This window comes from Comamonas testosteroni (assembly GCF_014076415.1).
Taxonomy (GTDB): Bacteria; Pseudomonadota; Gammaproteobacteria; order Burkholderiales; family Burkholderiaceae_C; genus Comamonas; species Comamonas testosteroni_F.
In genome coordinates this window covers 232,189-249,932 of record NZ_CP043568.1, presented here as the reverse complement: position 1 = coordinate 249,932, position 17,744 = coordinate 232,189, and the positions used below count along the sequence as shown (strand labels likewise).

Here is a 17,744-nt window from a genome sequence, read left to right as displayed (position 1 = left end):
GCGCCCATTAGATAGGCACCAGCAGCTATTGATTTTGAATAGCTCAGGCCGCGCCGTAGCCCATGACGGCCTTGGTTTCCAGGAAATCGCGGAAACCGTGCTCGCCCCATTCACGGCCATTGCCTGACTGCTTGTAGCCGCCGAACGGCGCATTGAAGTCAGGCCCCGCGCCGTTGAGGTGCACCATGCCTGTGCGCAGTCGCGCGGCCACGCGGCGCGCACGCTCCAGGCTGCCCGACTGCACATAGCCCGAAAGACCGTACACCGTGTCGTTGGCCATGCGGATGGCATCTTCCTCGTCATCGTAGGGAATCATCACCAGCACGGGGCCGAAGATTTCCTCGCGCGCGATGGTCATGTCGTTGCTCACGTCGGCAAACACCGTGGGCTTGACAAAGTAGCCCTGGGCCAGCCCCTCGGGGCGGCCTGTGCCGCCCGCCACCAGGGTCGCGCCCTCTTCGATGCCCTTGCGGATCAGGGCCTGGATCTTGCCCCATTGCGCCTCGCTGACCACGGGGCCCATGTGCATGCCATCGGCCAGCGCATCGGCCACGGTCGCTGCTGCGGCGACGCTGCGCGCGATCTCCACGGCCTGCCCGTGCAGGGCGCGCGGCACGAACATGCGCGTGGGGGCATTGCAGCTCTGGCCCGAGTTCATCAGCACCGCCTGCACGCCATGGGTCACGGCCTTTTGCAGGTTGGCGTCGTCCAGCACGATGTTGGCGGACTTGCCGCCCAGTTCCTGGGCCACGCGCTTGACGCTGTCGGCCGCGGCCTTGGCCACGGCAATGCCCGCGCGCGTGGAGCCGGTGAAGGTCATCATGTCTATGTCAGGGTGGGAAGACATGGCCTCGCCCACGCCGGGGCCGTCGCCGTTGACGAGGTTGAAGACGCCGGGCGGCACGCCCGCCTCGTGCAGCACCTCGGCCACGAGCAGGGCGTTGAGCGGGGCGACCTCCGAGGGCTTGAGCACCATGGTGCAGCCAGCCGCCAGGGCCGGGGCGACCTTGCACATGATCTGGTTGATGGGCCAGTTCCAGGGCGTGATCATGCCGACCACGCCCACGGGCTCGTGCACGACGGCCGTGCTGCCCTGCACCTGTTCGAAGGCAAAGCTCTTGAGGACCTCGATGGTGGAGCCCAGATGGGCCACCCCCATGGCGGCCTGCGCCGCCTTGGACAGCCACAGCGGCGCCCCCATCTCCTGCGAGATGGTCTGCACAAAGTCGCCATAGCGGCGCTGGTAGACCTCCAGCACCTTGGCCAGCAGGGCCAGGCGCTCTTCGCGGCTGGTGCGCGAGTAGCTCTCGAAGGCGCGGCGCGCGGCAGCCACGGCCTTGTCCACGTCGGCGGCCGAGCCCATGCTGATGCGGGCGATGGCTTGCTCGTTGGAGGGATTGATGACGTCCAGGCTGCGCGGGCTGACCGGATTCACCCATTGTCCGTCGATATAGAACTGCAGATGGTCTTGCATGAGGCTATTTCCTTGGTATCGAGTCAAAAGAAGAGGTTTGCGATCCGGGGCCGCCGGTGCATGGCTCGGATGCACCAGCGGCCCGGCGTGGTGAAGTGCAGGCTTCAGGGCTTGGGCCGGATGGCGTCCGCCGTACCCTGGATGAAGGCCTTGATGGACTCCACGTCATCGCCCGACAGCTTGCCCGTGAAATCCGGCATGCCGCGCGCCATGGCCGGGCCCTTGAAGACGAAGCTGGGCAGGTTCTCGATATAGCTTGCGTCCATATAGCCCAGATTGGGAATATTGCCGCCACGGTCCACGCCCGGCACGCCGTGGCAGAACACGCAGTTGGCCACATACAGCATGGCGCCGGCCTCGACCTTGGCAGGGTCGTACTTCACGCCCTGCAGCAGCCGACCCGCGCGCTGGGCCACGAATTCCGGCATCCTGGCCTTGCCGCCCACGACGAAGGTATAGACCGTACCGGGGCCCTGGCGCTCGGTGGCGCGCGCAGCCAGGCCGTAGACACCGCCCCAGCCCACGGCCACCGAGACATACTGCCTGCCGTCCACCATATAGGTGCTGGGCGCGGCCACCACACCGGTGCCCGTGGGCGCTTCCCACAGTTTCTCGCCCGTGGCCGCGTGGTAGGCCACGAAGCGGCCATCGGCCGTACCCTGGAACACCACATTGCCCGCCGTGGTCAGCGTGCCGCCGTTCCAGGGCGAGACATGCTCCACGCTCCAGGCGGCCTTTTGCGCAACGGGGTCCCAGGCCAGCAGGCGGCCAAAGGGCTTGCTCTTGGGCGGCTCGACATTGAAGAACTTGGCCGTGTTCCAGCCCGTGCCCGACTGGGGCTTGCCCGGTCCGGCCTGGTTGAACTCCCACTTCTTGTCGTCCATCAGATTGACGGGCACATTCTGCGCAGGCAGATACACCAGGCCCGTCTGGGGGTTGAAGGACATGGGGTGCCAGTTGTGCGCGCCATAGGGGCCCGGAATCGCGTCCTGGGGCTTGCTGCCGTCGCGCGCTGCGGCAATGCCGATGGGCTTGCCGTGCTTGTCGTAGCCGCTGGCCCAGTTCACGGGCACGAAGTTCTTGGCCGAGATGAACTTGCCATTGGTGCGGTCGAGCACGAAGAAGAAACCGTTCTTGGGCGCATGCAATATGACCTTGCGCGGCTTGCCGGCGATCTTGATGTCGGCCAGGATCATGGGCTGGGTGGAGGTGTAGTCCCAGTTGTCGCCAGGTGTTTCCTGATAGTGCCACTTGTATTTGCCGGAGTCGGGATCCAGGGCCACGATGGAGGCCAGATACAGGTTGTCGCCGCCCTTGGGGCTGCGCACCCTGTGCGACCAGGGCGAGCCATTGCCCGTGCCCACGTACATGGTGTTGAGCTCGGCATCGAAGGTCATGCTGTCCCACATGGTGCCGCCGCCGCCGGCCTCCCACCACTTGCCGCTGGGGTCCCAGGTCCTGGCGGCGCGCTTCATGGACTCGTCCTCGAAGGGTTTGGACGGATCGCCGGGTACGCTGAACCAGCGCCATTTCTGCTCACCGGTCTCGGCGTCATAGGCCGTGATATAGCCGCGCACGCCATATTCGGCGCCGCCGTTGCCGATGATGACCTTGTCCTTGAACACGCGTGGCGCGCCGGTGATGGTGAGCGAGCCCTTCTGCCCCTCGAAGGTATTTTTCTGCCAGACCTCCTTGCCGGTGGCGGCATCCAGCGCGATCAGGCGGCCATCCCATGCACCCACATAGACCTTGCCCTTCCACAGCGCCACGCCGCGGTTGACGACGTCGCAGCACCCCTTGAAGCCGGTGCTGCGGTCGACCTGCGGGTCATAGGTCCAGATCCTCTGGCCGGTACGGGTGTCGATGGCATGCACCACGCTCCATGAGGCGCTGACGTACATGATGCCGTCCACAACGACAGGCGTGGCCTCCACGCCGCGCGTGGATTCGAGGTTGTACGACCATGCCAGGCCCAGGTCCTTGACATTGGCGGCATTGATCTGATCGAGGCGGCTGTAGCGGGTCTCGGCATAGTCCACGCCGATGGTGGGCCAGTCGGGCGTCTTGGCGGCATTGGCACGGATGAAGGCGCCATCGACGCGCTGCACGGCGGCCGCAGCCTGCGCCGCGGGGTCGGCTTGCGCGAAAGCCGCTGCGCTGCCCAGGCAGGCGGCCAGCATCCAGGCCATGCGACCGGGCCGCCCATGAGAGTTGTCGATCAGCCGTTCCATCGAGGTCTCCTGTTGTGATTTCTATGCCGCAAAGCATGGTGTATCGCCTGTTTTTCTTCATGATCGGGATTTCCCCAGGCTCGAACTGTTCCATTGCGGAACACATTGACCGCTCCTGCGGACAGCCTGGACATGACATGAACGTTGATGAGCCACGCGCGATGGACGCGCTACAGCAGTGCTTTTCGAGCACCGGGGCGGAGCGGGCCCTGCAGGCTCGCCGCCAGTTCTTCGAGGCCGGCATACGCCCCTCGGGCCTGGTCAGCGAGGCGGTCATCCAGTCCTGGCTGCGCAGCCAGCGCCAGCACTGCAATGGACGGCGGCTGGCTCTGGCTCCCGTCAGCCCCAGCAGGCTGCATGCCACGCAGGAGCGCTGCCGCAGCCTGCTGCAGGCACTGCAGCACGAGCTCCCGACCCTGGAGCAGGCCCTGGCGGGCACCGGCACGCGCGTGATGCTGACGGACGACAAGGGCATCGTGCTCCATGTCTCCCCGGCATCCATGCGGCCCCGTGACGAGCGGGTCGGCCTGAACATGTCCGAGCAGGCCATGGGCACGAACGCACCGGGCATCGTCGCCGCCACCGGCCAGGCATGCACCGTCACCAACGGCGAGCACTATTTCGACGAGCTGCACGCCTTCCGCTGCGCGGCAGCACCCATACGCGATGTGCACGGCCGCCTGGCCGGGGTGCTCAATCTGATGGTGGAGGAGCAGCATTTCAGCTTCGACGCCAGTCCCGTGGTCGGCATGTACGCCACGACCATCGAAAACACCTTGCTGCAGGCTCAGTCGCACGAGCATCTGGTACTGCGCTTTCAGGTGACGCCGGCCCTGCTGCACACGCCGCTGCAGGCGCTGATGGGCGTAGCTGCCGATGGCCGCGTCGCCTGGATGAACGGCACCGCCGCCCAGCTCATCGGCCAGCCCGTACATGCAACGTGCAGCGCGCAGGAACTGCTGGGCCATGATCTATCGCGCCTGCTGCAACTGAGCGGCCAGCCCGGCCCCGCGCCGCTGCGCCTGGCCAGCGGCCTGGGCGTCTGGATGCAGGCGCATCTGCAAACCTCGCACGGCCTTGGATCGCACCTGGACACCAGCAGCGTGCAAGACCAGCCCTGCCTCGTAACCACCGAAGCAACGCCCGCCGCCGAGGCACAGCCCCTGGCGACGCTGCGCGAGCACAGCGCGCAGCTGATCAGGGAGACGCTGGACCAGCATGGCGGCAATGTCTCACAGGCCGCGCGCGCCCTGGGCATCTCGCGCGGCACGCTGTACCGCCGCCTGCGCGGCGGTCGGGACGAGGGTTTCTGAGCCCATTCCCGCCCCATGGCGCAAGACTCTTTTGCGTTCGCCCAGGGTTCCGCCCCACCCCGCACAGCCCCACAATCCTCGCCGCGCTGCACCAGCCTGCAGCCAAGGAGCTTGTATGTGGTTGGGTTTGTCGCTGTTTTATGTGGGTGCGGTGCTGTTTCTCAACGGCCTGTGGATGCTGGGCAAGATTGCCGACAAGGAAATCTGGGTCATCAATATCTTCACCGGGGTGGTGTCGCTATGCATCGGCCTGGCCAGCATCTTCGGCCCGGCGGCCGACGCTGCATCGGTCAAGAGCGGCGCGCTGACCCTGCTGTTCGCCTTCACCTATCTCTGGGTGGCTTTCAATCGCTTCAGCGGTGCCGACGGCCGCGGTCTGGGCTGGTTCAGCCTGTTCGTGGCGATCACAGCCATTCCCGTCGCCCTGGATACGCTGACCAGCGCCAGCTCGGGGCTGGACTGGTGGATGGGCGTCAACTGGGCCGCCTGGGCCGTGCTCTGGGCCTTGTTCTTCGCACTGCTGGCCCTGAGGAAACGCATTGAACGCCCCACGGGCTGGCTGTGCATCGCACAAGGCGTGCTCACGGGCTGGGTGCCCGGATACCTGATCCTGGCGGGGAAGCTGATGTGACCCCCTGAGGCGCTGTGCGCCTTCCCCCAGGAAGGGGCGACGTGCAACGGGACGACGCCCTTGCTGCGGAGCGGGGCGGCCGCTCGGGCCTTTGCTCGGCGTCTGCGGGCTTGATTGACGCCTGTTCAGGCCTGTCTTCTTCGGCCCAGAGACGCCAGCAATGCCGCGCCCATGATGAGCGCACCGCCGGCCAGCGTGCGTGCACTGAGCTGCTCGTGGGCGATGAGCACGGAGGAGATGCTGGCAAACACCACTTCGCTGAGCATGACCACCGAGGTCACGCCCGAAGGCAGATGGGCGGCACCGAATTGCAGGGCCCAGTTGCCCAGCATCAGCAGCACGGCCATGCCCAGTGCCACCAGGGCCCAGCTGCCGTCGAAGGCCGGAAAGCCCGGCACCGCGCCCAGGCTGCTGGCGGTCAGGGCAGTCAGCAGGCCCATGCTCATGCAGCCGGCAAACATGGCCAGCATGCGGGCCTGGGCCGGAATGCCTTGAAAGCGGCGCAACAGCACATTGGTCAGCGCGAACATGAAGCCGCCAAACACGGCCAGCGCATCGGCCAGGGTCAGTCCGGCAAACAGCCCGGAGAGCGTGGCATCGGCGGGCAGCAACACCAGCACCACACCGCCAAAGGCCAGCAACAGGCGCAGCAGCGCCATGGGCGTGGGCTTTTCGCCCAGCAGCTTCCAGGCCAGCAGCACGGCCCAGGCCGGCATGAGATAGAACAGCAGGATGACGCGCACCACGTCGCCCACGGTCACAGCCCAGTTGAAGGCCACGTTGTTCAGGCCCGAGCTGGCCGCCAGCAACAGGAGCACCGGGTATTGCCAGGCCTGCCTGAGGCTGGCGGGACGCAGCGCCAGCAGACCGGCCAGCACCAGTGCATACATCGATGCCGTGGCCCATAGCGGATGCAGTCCGGCCTCATGCATGAGGCGAAACGGCCACCATGACAAACCCCAGATCAGGGCATTGAGCAGCAGCGCAAATACAGGTAGTGGACTATGCATAAAAAAGGCTTCTAACGCTTATTCTGCAAGCGTTAGAAGCTATTGATTGTGTAGTTAATGCAGCGCGCTGGCTGCAGGGCTTCAATGGCAGTCGCGACGGGCGATTTCCAGCAGCTTCTCGACCTCTTGCGGGTGTCGTTTGCAATTATTCCAGTGCCAGAGGCCGATCAGTACCATGCTAGCGGCAACCAGCAGACCGAATACCGTGATCGCACCGAAGGCAGTCAATCCCATCTTGGTGGACAGGCTGTAGAAGCCGCCCATGGCCAGGATGGCCAGCTGCTCGTTGAAGTTCTGCACCGCAATCGAGCGGCCCGCCCCCATGAGATTGTGGCCACGGTGCTGCAGCAGCGCATTCATGGGCACGACCAAGAAGCCGCCGAGACCGCCCAGAAGGATCAGAAAGGGCACGGCCACCCAGAGACTGTCGATGAAGATCATGCAGACCACGAGCAGGCCCATGAGCACGCCCAGGGGAATCACACGCGTGGCGTTGTCCAGGCGCATGCGCATGGACGCCAGCACCGCGCCGACAGCCGTGCCGATGGCCACCACGCCCACCAGCGCCGATGCCTGGGTGGTGCTGTAACCCAGGGCCGCTGCCCCCCAGGCCAGCACGATATAGCGCAAGTTGCCCGACGCCCCCCAGAACAGCGTGGTGGTTGACAGCGAGATCTGGCCCAGCTTGTCGGCCCACAGGCGTTTGCTGCAGCGCCAGAAATCGGGCAGCAGGCCCAGCAGATTGGCAATCAGACTCTTGCTCGGGTCTTCGCGCAGCGGGCGCATGGCCACGCCCGTCAGCGGAATATGCAGATTGAACCAGGCCGCCACGATGTAGATCAGGATCAGCACGGCAATCGCCGCCTCGGCCGGAGTATCCACGCCGGTGTTGACGTACGGGAAGTCAAAGCCCAGCAGATGCTGGGAAATGGTCGGCCCCACCAGCTGGCCACCCACCAACACCCCCAGAATGATGGAGGTGATGGTCAGCCCCTCGATCCAGCCGTTGGCCTTGACCAGTTGGGAGGCAGGCAGCAGCTCGGTCAGGATGCCATACTTGGCCGGCGAATAGGCGGCCGCGCCCAGCCCTATCACGGCGTAGGCAATCAGGGGGTGATGGCCGAAAAGCATCATCAGGCAGCCCACCACCTTGATGGCGTTGCTGATGAACATGACCTTGCCCTTGGGCAATGCGTCCGCAAAGGCTCCGACAAAGGGGGCCAGGACCACATAGAACAGGGCGAACATGGGCACCAGGGCAGCACGTTGCCACTCGGGGGCACCATTGGCACGCAACAGCTCTACAGCGGTCACAAACAAGGCGTTGTCTGCCAGCGAGCTGAAAAACTGCGCTGACATGATGGTGTAGAAACCGCGCTTCATGAATTAGCTGTAACTGGCACCGGACGGACCGATGCCAAGGAAATAATAGACCCCGTGGCAAGTGACTGGGGGTTATATCACGCAGGCTCCGGCTGACAGTGCCAGAATCCCACTGGTCTGATTGAGAAAAACCATGCCTCGTCCCATTACTGCCACCATCCATCCTGAAGCCGTTCGCCACAATCTGGAGCGGGTACGGCAAGCCGTCCCTGATGCCAAATTGTGGTCCGTGATCAAAGCCAACGCATATGGCCACGGTATCGAGAACGTGTTTGAAGGGTTGCGAGCGACGGACGGTTTTGCCATGCTGGACCTGGATGAAGCCCAGCGCGTGCGCAATCTGGGCTGGCGCGGCCCCATCCTGCTGCTCGAAGGCGTGTTCGAGTTGCGCGACCTGGAAATCTGCTCGCGTCTGGGCATCTGGCATGCCGTGCACTGCGACGAGCAGATCGACTGGCTGGCCGCCCACAAGACCCAGGTCGGCCACCGAGTCTTCCTCAAGATGAACAGCGGCATGAACCGACTGGGCTTTACACCCGAGCGTTTTCGTGCGGCTTATGCGCGGCTGAATGCCCTGCCCCAGGTCGACGAGATCTCGTTCATGACCCACTTCAGCGATGCCGATGTGGAGCATGGCATGGACCACCAGCTCAGTGTCTTTCACGAAACCACGCTGGACCTGCCCGGCGAGCGCAGCATCAGCAACAGCGCTGCCACCTTGCTGCATGGTGACGAAAACAATGTGCGCTGCGACTGGGTTCGCCCCGGCATCGTGCTCTACGGCAGCTCGCCAGACTTCCCCACCCATGATGCGGCTCACTGGGGTCTTGAGCCGACCATGACGCTGTCGTCAAAAATCATCGGAACGCAGGATCTGCGTGCCGGCGACACCGTGGGCTACGGCTCGCGTTTTCAGTGCGACGGACCGCTGCGCCTGGGCGTGGTGGCCTGCGGCTATGCGGACGGCTATCCGCGTGTCTGCCCCACGGGAACGCCCGTGCTGGTGGACGGTGTGCGCACCCGCACGCTGGGCCGCGTCAGCATGGACATGATGGCCGTGGACCTGAGCCCCGTTCCCAAGGCCAGGCTGGGCAGCGAGGTCACGCTCTGGGGTCGCGCCAGCAATGGCGCCGTGCTGCCCATCGACGAGGTAGCCGCTGCTGCCGGCACGCTGGGCTACGAGCTGATGTGTGCCGTGGCTCCCCGCGTGCCCAAGCAGGTGGAGGGTGCGGGCAGATAGACCGGCCTGCTCCCGTCAAAAAGCCGCGGCAAGGACAGCGCATCAGAGTCCGGAATGCGACGCCAAGAGCGACCTTGTCGAAGCTGCGACGACTTCGGCCACAGCGCTCACGCCCCGGCAGCTAAACAGCGTCGCGACTTGGTGCACTGTCCTGGCACAGGCTGGTGACTCTGGCAACGATGTCGTCAATCTGTGCCTCGTCGCAGATCAGCGGCGGCAACAGCCGGATCGTGCGCTCACGGGTCACGGTAATCAGCAATCGCTGTTCGGACAGCGCGCGGCCGACCAGCTCCTGGCAGTTCCGGTTCAACTCGATCCCTGCCATCAGCCCCAGGCCTCGGATGGCCTGCACACCCGGGTGTCCTCCCAGAGCCAGCCGCAGCCCGGCCAGCAGGCGCTCGCCCAGCAGGGCTGCCCGCTGCGCAATGCCGTCTCGCTCCATGATGTCGAGCACGGCGCAGGCCACGCGGCATGCCAGCGGATTGCCACCAAAGGTGGAGCCATGCTGGCCGGGACAGAACAGGTTCGCGGCGGTGCCACGCGCCAGACAGGCCCCAATGGGAACGCCATTGCCCAGCGCTTTGGCGAGGGTCATCACATCGGGCACGATACTGGCGTGCCGGTGCGCGAACCAGGCCCCCGTGCGGCCCAGGCCGGTCTGTATCTCGTCGAGCATCAGCAGCCAGCCCTGGCTGTCGCAGAGCTCGCGCAGAGCGCGCAGGTAGCCGGTACTGGCGACACGGATGCCGCCTTCGCCCTGTACGGGCTCGACCAGCACGGCGACGATACCTGGTACTTCCTGAGCCGCTCGGCGCACCGCATCGATGTCGTCATAGGGCACGCGCACAAAACCGGGCATCTGCGGCTCGAAGCCCCGCTGCTTGGCCGCGTTGCCCGTGGCGGCGAGCGTCGCCAGCGTGCGGCCATGAAAAGCGTTCTCCATCACGAGAATTTGCGGCTCGGCCACCTGCTTGCGATGCCCGTGCAATCGGGCGAGCTTGAGAGCCGTCTCATTGGCCTCGGCACCCGAATTGCAGAAGAACACCTTTTCCATGCCGGCGAGCGCGCATAAGCGCTCGCCAAGCTGCTCTTGCCAGTCGATACGGAACACGTTGGAAGTGTGCAGCAGCGTCGCGGCTTGCTCAGCCATGACGGCGGCAATCTCGGGATGGGCATGGCCCAGGCTGGTGACGGCCACTCCGGCGATGGCGTCCAGGTATTCCACCCCTTGCTCATCCCAGAGGAGTGCACCGCGTCCGCGCACAAAAGAAACAGGCTGGCGGGCGTATGCCCGCATCAGGTGAGAGTCGGTTTGCAACATGCAATGCTCCGGTGGGATGTGAAGGAAAGCTGGCGGGAATCAACCAGTTCGGGAGAACTCTGCAGCGGGCCAATGCCCGGTTTCAGCGGCAAAAATCGCGCATTGCGCTTGCCGGGCATGGCGCAGCACCCGCAGGACCTGGCGGCAGATTGGCCTGCCTGCTGCGGTCGCAACGCACCGCGCGGGCACAGGCCACCTGCGATTGCGCCGATGCCATGTCAATCGGTAGCGGATTCCGGCGTCTCCGGATCAGAGCGCGTTGGCCAGTAATAGCTATCGGGCAACGGACGCGCGCCGAAGATGGCCTGCCCCACGCGCACCACGGTAGCGCCCTCCTCGATGGCAATCTCGAAATCGCCGGACATCCCCATCGACAGAGCATCCAGCTCCATGCCCTCGGGTGCGCCTTGCCGCAACTGATCGCGCAGCTCGCGCAGGAGGATGAAGCACCGGCGCACCCGCTCGGTCTCGGCGGAAAACAGGGCCAGCGTCATCAGACCACGCACGCGCAACGCGGAAAACACGGGTAGCTGCCGAATGAAACCTGGCACGTTCTCGGGATTCAAGCCATATTTGCTGGCCTCGCCCGAGGTATTGACCTGAACGAACACGTCCAGCGACCGCCCTTCAGCCTGCAGGCGCCTGTCCAGCGCCTCGGCCACGCGCAGGCTGTCCAGCGCCTGGAACTCGCTGGCGAAGCGCGCCACCAGCCTGGCCTTGTTGGTCTGCAGGTGGCCGATGACCGACCAGCGCAGATCGGCCAGGTCCTGCATGGACTCCCATTTTCCAAGCGCTTCCTGTACCTTGTTCTCGCCCAGCAGGCGGCAGCCCGCCGCATAGGCCAGACGCAGGCTGGCTTGAGGCTTGGTCTTGCTGACGGGCAGCAGGCGCACGCTGGCTGGATCACGCCCCACGCGCTGGCAGGCAGCTGCAATGCGATCCTGCACGGTGGCGAGGTTGCGGCGAAAGTCCTCTACCGTGCCGGCCTCGGGGTACAGGCCATGCTGATCGTGACGGGTCGGGGTTTCTGAAGTCATGGGCATCACCTCATCCTTTTTCCATGGCAGCCATAGCGCCCGGCTGTACGCTCCACGGCATCCGGCCGTTGAGGACCGCATAGGCGAGCAGCCCTATGACCAGCCCCCAGAAGGCGCCGCCAATGCCCAGCAGCGTGATGTTGGCGGCAGCAGCCAGGAAGGTGATCAGCGCGGCCTCGCGCACCTTGGCATCCGACAGGGCCGTGGCCAGGCTGGCGCCAATGGTGCCCAGCAGGGCCAGGCCTGCCAGCGTGGTGATGAAGGTGGCAGGAAAAGCCATGAAGACCGCCGCCAGCGTGACCCCGAACACACCGACCAGGATGTAGCACATGCCTGCAGCAACGCCGGCAATCCAGCGCCTGGAGGGATCTTCATGCGCCTCCCGGCCCGTGGCGATTGCAGCCGTGATCGCGGCGATGTTGAACGCATGCGAACCAAACGGAGCCATCAGCAGCGAGCCCAGACCCGTGATCGTGACGATGGGATTGGCGCTGGTCTTGAAGCCATCGTTGCGCAGCACCAGCATGCCGGGCATGTACTGGCCGGTCAACGTGATGAGAAACAGCGGCAGCGCGACGCTGAGCAAGGCATTGAGCGAGAACTCCGGCCTGGTGAACACTGGAGCAGCAAGCTGCAACTCCAGCCCGGACAGATCGACCCGATTCTGCGACAGCAAAAAGACCAGCCCCAGCACCAGAATGCCGACGACGGCATAGCGTGCCGAAATCCGCTTCAGTACCACATAGGTTGCGATCAGCAGGCCTGCCAGCATGGGATCGACGCTCATGCCACCAAATGCCTTGATACCGAATTGCAGCAGGATGCCCGCGAGCAGTGCGGCCGCAATGCCGGCAGGAATAAGCCGGATGACGCGCTCGAAATATCCCGACAGCCCCAGCACCACGAAAGCCAGCGCGGAGATCAGGTAGGCCCCCACTGCTTCGGCATAGGGCGTGCTCGCAAGGGCAGTCACGAGGAATGCCGCAGCAGGTGTGGACCAGGCCGTGATGATGGGCTCGCGCGTCACCCAACTGAGCAGCAGCCCTGTCACCCCTACGCCAATCGAGATCGACCATACCCAGGAGGCCGTCAGCTCCGGGCCGAGGCCCGCCACCTTGGCCGCCTGGAACACAAGGATGAAGGTGCCGCCGTAGTTGACGATGACCGAGATCAGGCCTGCCACGACGGGATGTGCGAGATCGTTCCAGCGAAGAGGCGAAGGTGAGTGGGTGGTTGGCATGGTCTTGCAAGGGCTCCCGGAAAAGTGATTGACCCCATGGGGTAGCAGATTTATAGAATCAAAATGGCCTGATACTCCCAGCCACTTTTTTGCAGGAATACAGACCATTTGTTCAAACACGCCCAACTCGAATCCGTCAAAGCCTGGATCGGCGACCCCGCTCATGGCGCCTTGCCCCTGCATGCCCGCATCCAGCGGGCCATACGGCACCTGATCCTCGATGGCGCGCTGGACGTGGGCCGGCGCCTGCCGGCATCGCGAGCCCTGGCCCAATCGTTGGGTGTCTCGCGCGATACGGTGGAGGCCGCATATGGCCAGTTACATGCCGAAGGATTTATCGAACGACGCACGGGCAGCGGCAGCTTTGTGTCCGGGCAGGTAAAGCGCCTTCCGGGGCGCGGCCTGATGCAAAGTCCTTTGGCGCGCGTTCCCGCCCTGCGTTTGAGCCAACGCGGCGCAGCCATGTTTGCGGGCGGTGGCCTGCGTGATTTCCTCGCGCCACGCGCTTTTGCGCCCGGTGTGCCTGAGATACGCAACTTCCCGCTCCAGACCTGGGAGCGCCTGCAGCGGCAGGTGCTCAAGGAACACGGCACCCAGGCTCTGCTGCACAGTCCGCCACAGGGCACCGAGGCTTTGCGCCAGGCCATTGCCGCCTATGTGAACCTGGAGCGCGGCGCGCGCGCCACGCCCGAACGCGTGCTGGTGCTGACCAGCTCGCAACAGGCTCTGACCCTGTGCGCCAATGTACTGCTCGACGCCGGTGATCGCATCTTTATCGAAGACCCGGTGTATCACGGCGCACGCAAGGCCTTCGATGCAGCGGGACTGGAATGTGTGCCCGTGCCGCTGGACGGCGACGGCATGCGGGTGGATCTATTGCAGACCATGCCATGCGCCAAGGCGGTGTTCCTGACGCCATCCCATCAATTCCCGACGGGCACCACGCTGGCTCTGGATCGCCGGTTGGCCGCCATAGCCTGGGCGCAGCAGGAGCAGGCCTGGATCATCGAAGATGACTACGACAGCGAATTCCACTACGCCGGCAAGCCCACGGCCTGCGTACAGGGGCTGGATCAGCACGAGCGCACGATCTATGTCGGCACCTTCACCAAGTCGATGTTCCCTGGGCTACGCATAGGCTATATGGTGTTGCCGGCTTCGCTGGTCGCCCCCATGACGGTGGCGCGGACCTTGCTCGATGGACACAGCGCACCGATTGCGCAATTGACGCTGGCGCGGTTCATCGAAGGCGGGCACCTGGGAGCGCATGTGCGTACCATGCGCGCCGTCTATGCCGAGCGGCGTGATGTACTGGCGCGGCTGGTGCGCGAGCATCTGGGGGATTTTCTGGAGCCCCGGGTGCCTGCGGGCGGCATGCAGATGCCGTGTACCTTGATTCGCGACATTTCCGAGCTTGCCGCAGTGGATTGCGCTCGCAGAGCTGGCATCGACCTGCTCGGGTTGACGCAGCTGCATGCATCGAGCCGGCACAAGGCGGGTTTCCTCATGGGATTTGCTGCTCACACACCGCATGAGCTGGAGGTCGCCGCGAGGAAGCTGGCACAGGTACTGCAGGCGCTACGCCGCTGACAGCGAGCAGCGAGCAGCGAGCAGCGAGCGGCCAGGCCTCAGCCTGCCAGCTCCTGCAGCGCTGCCAGCAACTGACTCACATCCGCCTCGGTGTGCAGCGCCGACAGTGCGATACGCAACCGAGCCGTGCCCACGGGCACGGTGGGAGGACGAATCGCCGGCACCCACAGGCCATGGCGGCGCAACCCCTCCATAAGGCTAAGCGCAGCGTCATTCCCACCCACCACCAGTGCCTGCACGGCCGTTTCCGATGGCAAAAGCCTCCATCCCTTGCCATTCAGCAAGGGCTGCAGACCCGCGCGCAACTGGGCGATACGGGCCTGCAACTGCAGGCGCAGAGCGCCTTGCTGCTCTATCAGCTGCAGACTGGTTTGCAATGCACGCGCCAGCATCGCAGGGGCGGCGGTCGCAAAGGTGTAGCTGCGCGTTTTCTGCAGCAGCCACTCGATCAGCAGTTCATGTCCTGCCACAAAGGCGCCCGAGACGCCGGCCGCCTTGCTCAGCGTGGCCATGTACAGCACGCGTGGCGAAGCCTTGTCCCCCGTCAGTCCTGCGGCCGCCAGGCTGCCGCGGCCTTGCGGGCCGAGCACGCCGAAGCCGTGGGCATCGTCGAGCAGCAGCAGGGCATCGTAGCGCTCGCACAGGGCCAGCAGGCCCTCTATATCTGCCACATTGCCGTCCATGCTGAAAACGGCATCGCTCACCACCAGCTTGCGCTGCACCGGGCAAGCAGCCAGCATCTGCTCCAATTCGACCAGATCGCCATGCCCGAAACGGTGGATCTGGGCACGCGACAGACGGCAGCCGTCGATCAGGCTGGCGTGGTTCAGAGCGTCCGAGAAAATGGCATCGTCCGCGCCCACCAGCGCCGGGATGATGCTGGTGTTGGTGGCAAACCCGGCATAGAAGTAAAGCGCACGGGGCAGTTGCACAAAGCGGGCCAGTTCCTCCTCCAGCGCAGCGTTGGCCGTGCTATGGCCGTTGACCATGGGAGAACCGCCCGAGCCCACGCCAAAGTCCTGCGCACCGGCGCAGGCCGCCTCAATCATGGCCGGGTGCTGGGCCAGCCCCAGATAGTCGTTGCTGCAGAACTGCAGCATGGGCTGCCCGTCGACCAGAATGCGCGCACCTTGCAAGGGCGCCACGGTACGACGGGTGCGGCGCAGCGCGGCGGCGTCGAGTGCTGCCAGCTGCCGTGGAATATCCTGCAGCCAGAAATTGGAAGATGTAGTCATTGCCATTCCTTGGGCAAAGAGAAACTGGTCAGGCGAGGATCGGGAGTGGCCTGCCAGGGAATATCGGCCAGCAGCGGCGCGCCGAGCCGTCCCAGCTGGTGGCGCAGCCAGTCCATGTTTTCCTCGGGCACCAGCATCTGCGGCTCCACACGACTGGCCACCCAGCCCGCCAGCGGCAAGCCGGCTGCGCAAATCGCCTCGGCGGTCAGCACCGCATGGTTCAGGCAACCGAGCTTGAGCCCCACCACCAGCACCACGGGCAACTGCAGCGCCACAGCCAGATCGGCAATGCAAAGAGAGTCCGACAGCGGCACACGCCAGCCACCTGCGCCCTCGACCACCACGGCATCGGCCTGCGCCGCCAGTTGCCGGTAGGCGTCCAGAATTGGGGCCAGCGTCACCTCCACGCCCGCGCGCCGGGCCGCGATATGCGGCGACATGGGGTCTGGCAGCAGCACGGGATTGTCCAGCGCTGCCGGCACGGCCAGCGTGGAGACCGCGCGCAAGGCCACCGTGTCTTCGTTGACCCAGCCGCCCTGCCCGTCGGGCTCGGCGCCTGCGGCCACGGCCTTCATGCCCACCACGCGCGAATGGTGGCCTGCCAGTGCGTGCAGCAATGCACAGCTGGCCAGGGTCTTGCCCACACCGGTATCGGTGCCCGTGACGAAACAGCCGATCATGCGTTTCCCTTCTTCGCGGCAAGCTCCGCTTCCTGCTGCAAGGTGGTGTTCAGCGCGGCCAGCGCGGCCTGACCCAGGTGGGCGATATCGGTATCGTCCAGCACATAGGGCGGCATGCAGTACAGCGTGCGCCCTATGGGGCGCAGCAGCAGACCGAGATCCAGCGCTGCCTCGTGGTAGCGCTGTGCAAAGTCCGGCAACGCGGTATCGATGTCCCAGGCCCAGATCATTCCCTGCTGGCGTGCATTGCTGACGCGGGGGTGAACATTCAGCCCGGCCAATGCAGCACTGATTTTCCGGGCCAGCTGCCGATTGGCAGCCAGCTGGTCCAGCTGCTCGAACAGCTCCAGCGTCGCCACGGCAGCGCGGCAGGCCAGGGGGTTGCCGGTATAGGAATGCGAATGCAGAAAGCCGCGCGCGGCATCGTCGTCATAGAAGGCCGCATAGACCTCATCGGTGGTCAGCACGGCAGACAAGGGCAGCGTGCCGCCGGTCAAACCTTTGGACAGGCAGATGAAGTCCGGCCTGATGCCGGCCTGCTGGTGGGCAAACAGGCTTCCGGTACGGCCAAAGCCCACGGCGATCTCGTCCGCCACCAGATGCACTGAATAGCGGTCGCACAGCGCCCTGGCCAGACGCAGGTATTCGGCATCGTGCATGGCCATGCCGGCGGCGCACTGCACCAGCGGCTCCAGAATCAGGGCAGCAGTCTCCTGGTGATGCGCTTGCAGCCAGGCTTCCAGACCCTCTGCTGCGCGGCGTGCCACATCGGCAGCGGTTTCGCCAGGCCCGGCCTGGCGTGCATCGGGGCTGGGCACGGTGGCAGACAGACGCACCAGAGGGCCGTAGGCATCGCGAAACAGCGCAATATCGGTGACCGACAGCGCGCCTACGGTCTCGCCGTGGTAGCCGCCGGCCAGGCCCACGAAGCGGTGCTTGGCAGGATGCCCCTGGTTGCGCCAGTAGTGGGCGCTCATCTTCAGTGCGATCTCGGTGGCCGAAGCGCCGTCGCTGCCGTAGAAAGCATGGCCCAGGCCAGTCAGAGCGGCCAGGCGCTCGGACAACTCGACCACGGGTGCATGGGTGAAGCCGGCCAGCATCACATGATCGAGCTTGCGCATCTGCTCGGTCAGCGCCGCCTGGATATGCGGATGCGAGTGACCGAACAGATTGACCCACCAGGAACTGATGCCGTCCAGATAGCGGCGGCCATCGGTATCCACCAGCCAGGGCCCGGTGGCGTGGTCGATGGCAATCGGCGGCGCGGCTTCGTGCCGCTTCATCTGGGTGCAGGGATGCCAGACATGGCGCACGCTGCGGCTGGCAAGACTGTGGTCCATCAAAAACTCCTGAGGCGAA

At 65.1% G+C, this 17,744-nt stretch carries 14 protein-coding genes; 4 read left to right on the top strand and 10 right to left on the bottom strand.

Translation table 11 applies throughout. The features are described 5' to 3' along the window. Positions 1-43: 43 nt before the first annotated feature. On the bottom strand, positions 44-1,474 hold the full coding sequence (locus tag F0P97_RS01065) for an aldehyde dehydrogenase family protein (RefSeq protein WP_182285289.1): 1,431 nt from the start codon (positions 1,472-1,474) through the stop codon (positions 44-46). A 104-nt stretch (positions 1,475-1,578) separates the two neighbouring features. Then, on the bottom strand, positions 1,579-3,705 hold the full coding sequence (locus tag F0P97_RS01060) for a PQQ-dependent dehydrogenase, methanol/ethanol family (RefSeq protein ID WP_182285288.1): 2,127 nt from the start codon (positions 3,703-3,705) through the stop codon (positions 1,579-1,581). A gap of 161 nt (positions 3,706-3,866) precedes the next feature. Here F0P97_RS01060 and F0P97_RS01055 point away from each other — a divergent pair, with 161 nt between their 5' ends. After that, complete coding sequence (locus F0P97_RS01055) at positions 3,867-5,018, top strand: helix-turn-helix domain-containing protein (RefSeq protein ID WP_182287060.1); 1,152 nt, start codon at positions 3,867-3,869, stop codon at positions 5,016-5,018. A 115-nt stretch (positions 5,019-5,133) separates the two neighbouring features. Next, positions 5,134-5,649 carry an AmiS/UreI family transporter gene (locus tag F0P97_RS01050; RefSeq protein WP_182285287.1) on the top strand — a complete coding sequence of 172 codons (516 nt, stop codon included), beginning with the start codon at positions 5,134-5,136 and terminating at the stop codon, positions 5,647-5,649. Between the two features lie 125 nt (positions 5,650-5,774). On the opposite strand, the gene F0P97_RS01045 is transcribed toward F0P97_RS01050, so the two are convergent. Together F0P97_RS01045 and lplT are read right to left on the bottom strand one after the other, a co-directional pair. Then, on the bottom strand, positions 5,775-6,659 hold the full coding sequence (locus F0P97_RS01045; RefSeq protein WP_182285286.1) for a DMT family transporter: 885 nt from the start codon (positions 6,657-6,659) through the stop codon (positions 5,775-5,777). A gap of 81 nt (positions 6,660-6,740) precedes the next feature. Next, positions 6,741-8,042: a lysophospholipid transporter LplT gene (gene lplT, locus F0P97_RS01040; RefSeq protein WP_182285285.1), complete on the bottom strand. Its 1,302-nt coding sequence runs from the start codon at positions 8,040-8,042 to the stop codon at positions 6,741-6,743. Positions 8,043-8,175: 133 nt separating this feature from the next. Here lplT and alr point away from each other — a divergent pair, with 133 nt between their 5' ends. Continuing rightward, complete coding sequence (alr, locus tag F0P97_RS01035; RefSeq protein WP_182285284.1) at positions 8,176-9,282, top strand: alanine racemase; 1,107 nt, start codon at positions 8,176-8,178, stop codon at positions 9,280-9,282. A 121-nt stretch (positions 9,283-9,403) separates the two neighbouring features. Here the strand turns inward: alr and F0P97_RS01030 are convergent, their stop codons facing one another. The 3 genes from F0P97_RS01030 to F0P97_RS01020 form a co-directional block, all read right to left on the bottom strand. Beyond that, positions 9,404-10,603: an aspartate aminotransferase family protein gene (locus F0P97_RS01030; RefSeq protein ID WP_182285283.1), complete on the bottom strand. Its 1,200-nt coding sequence runs from the start codon at positions 10,601-10,603 to the stop codon at positions 9,404-9,406. 218 nt (positions 10,604-10,821) lie between these two features. After that, positions 10,822-11,646 (bottom strand): YggS family pyridoxal phosphate-dependent enzyme, encoded by an 825-nt coding sequence (locus F0P97_RS01025; protein ID WP_182285282.1) that lies wholly within the window; start codon positions 11,644-11,646, stop codon positions 10,822-10,824. 4 nt (positions 11,647-11,650) lie between these two features. Further along, complete coding sequence (locus F0P97_RS01020; protein ID WP_182285281.1) at positions 11,651-12,880, bottom strand: benzoate/H(+) symporter BenE family transporter; 1,230 nt, start codon at positions 12,878-12,880, stop codon at positions 11,651-11,653. A 108-nt stretch (positions 12,881-12,988) separates the two neighbouring features. Between F0P97_RS01020 and F0P97_RS01015 the strand changes: the two genes are divergently transcribed. Beyond that, positions 12,989-14,470: a PLP-dependent aminotransferase family protein gene (locus tag F0P97_RS01015; protein WP_182285280.1), complete on the top strand. Its 1,482-nt coding sequence runs from the start codon at positions 12,989-12,991 to the stop codon at positions 14,468-14,470. Positions 14,471-14,508: 38 nt separating this feature from the next. Here the strand turns inward: F0P97_RS01015 and bioF are convergent, their stop codons facing one another. Genes bioF through bioA form a run of 3 tightly spaced genes read right to left on the bottom strand, consistent with a single transcriptional unit; the run spans position 14,509 to position 17,725 of the window. Next, entirely contained in the window at positions 14,509-15,705 is a 1,197-nt protein-coding gene (gene bioF, locus F0P97_RS01010) for an 8-amino-7-oxononanoate synthase (RefSeq protein WP_182285279.1), read from the bottom strand. Continuing rightward, a complete protein-coding gene (gene bioD, locus F0P97_RS01005) occupies positions 15,702-16,385 on the bottom strand; it encodes a dethiobiotin synthase (protein WP_182285278.1) in 684 nt (227 codons plus the stop codon). Before bioD ends, bioF begins: the two co-directional genes overlap by 4 nt. Beyond that, complete coding sequence (bioA, locus tag F0P97_RS01000; RefSeq protein ID WP_182285277.1) at positions 16,382-17,725, bottom strand: adenosylmethionine--8-amino-7-oxononanoate transaminase; 1,344 nt, start codon at positions 17,723-17,725, stop codon at positions 16,382-16,384. The genes bioD and bioA overlap by 4 nt, the downstream gene beginning before the upstream one ends. Positions 17,726-17,744: the final 19 nt, after the last annotated feature.